This is a genomic window from Arthrobacter sp. JCM 19049 (assembly GCF_001310435.1).
The window spans coordinates 1-1,206 of the sequence record NZ_BAXF01000584.1 but is presented as its reverse complement, the minus strand read 5'-3'; the positions used below and the strand labels follow the sequence as shown (position 1 = coordinate 1,206).

Genomic DNA, 1,206 nt, shown 5'->3' with positions numbered 1-1,206 from the left:
TCACGCTGCCCAGCTGGCGGGCGGCCGAACCGGCGGCGCGGCGCAGCTTCTCGTCGGTCAGCTCCTGCAACGAATCAACTCCCAGCCAATGAGGGCCACGTACTTGGCCTTGGAGGCCTCCACCGCCGGCAGCCGGGTCAGCTCATCGGCCTTGGCGCCGACGCCCATGTCGGCCAGGGACTTTTCCAGTTCTGCGGTGGTCTGGGGGTCAAGCACCGATTCGGCGATGTGAACCTTCTCATCGCTCTTGTAGATGCCCAGCACCAGTGCGTCGGCGTTCTTGCGCTTGATGTCGGTTCCGATTGCGGTCAGCTTGAGATCGCTGGAGTTGATCACGAAATCATTCCTTCTAAGCCTTTGTAGGGTTTGAGGATCTGTAAGGGTAGGGGACCGGGCGGAGCGGGGCGCCGCGGGTGGCGGCATGCGGCATCTGCACCGTGTCCCATTAGTAGATGTTAGCCGAGGTACACCCCGCGCGTGCCCCACTTCACAGTGGCTGTTGCCCCGAAGAGATAGAATGTGACGTTGGAGTATGACCCGGGGGCCCGGGTTCTGCTAAGAATCGTTGGGTGGCAGGCAGACGTGCATGGCGTGCACGACGGTGCGTTGGCCCAACGGGTAGGACAAGTAGTGATCCGTCGGAATGATCCGGCGGCTGATCTCGGATCGGGGTGGAATGACCAGTTCGTCGTTGATGAAGCTGATGGCCGAAGACCTCGATGACCCTGCCTGCAGGGGCTGGGAATGTACATTTCCCTCAAGGGGCCAGCGACGCGGGCAACGCCCACGTCCAGGTGCACAACGAGCTGTTTGGGCAGCTGGCCGGCGAGCTGGTGGCCCGTTTCGACGCCGATCAGCTGGTGTGCTACTCCGCCCAGCGTCCCCGGGTGACCTACCTGGGGGACCACTTCGCCGCCTACCAGGAGCCGGTCATCGAGCTGTACCTGATGACCGATGGCATGGACCGGGACTTCTGGTTCCTCACCGGCGTTGAGCCGGACCTGAAATGGGAAGAGCTCAGCTCCCAGCTGCTGGCGCTGATCGAGGCCTTTAACATCGGCCCGGTGGTCTCCACCAGTTCGCTGCCGATGCCGGTCCCGCACACCCGTCCGGTGGGTGTGACCGCCCACGGCAACCGCAAGGACCTGATCGAACAGATTTCCACCTGGTCGCCGACCGCCGAACTGCCGGCCGCCTTCACCGACC

Annotated in this window: 2 protein-coding genes; one reads left to right on the top strand and one right to left on the bottom strand. The window is 63.5% G+C overall.

What is annotated here, in order from left to right:
• Positions 1-57: 57 nt before the first annotated feature.
• On the bottom strand, positions 58-336 hold the full coding sequence (locus JCM19049_RS14675; protein WP_054821938.1) for a M17 family peptidase N-terminal domain-containing protein: 279 nt from the start codon (positions 334-336) through the stop codon (positions 58-60).
• A gap of 383 nt (positions 337-719) precedes the next feature.
• On the opposite strand from JCM19049_RS14675, the gene JCM19049_RS14670 reads away from it, so the two are divergent.
• A partial coding sequence (locus JCM19049_RS14670) for a PAC2 family protein (protein ID WP_279403304.1) occupies positions 720-1,206 on the top strand: 487 nt, incomplete at its 3' end.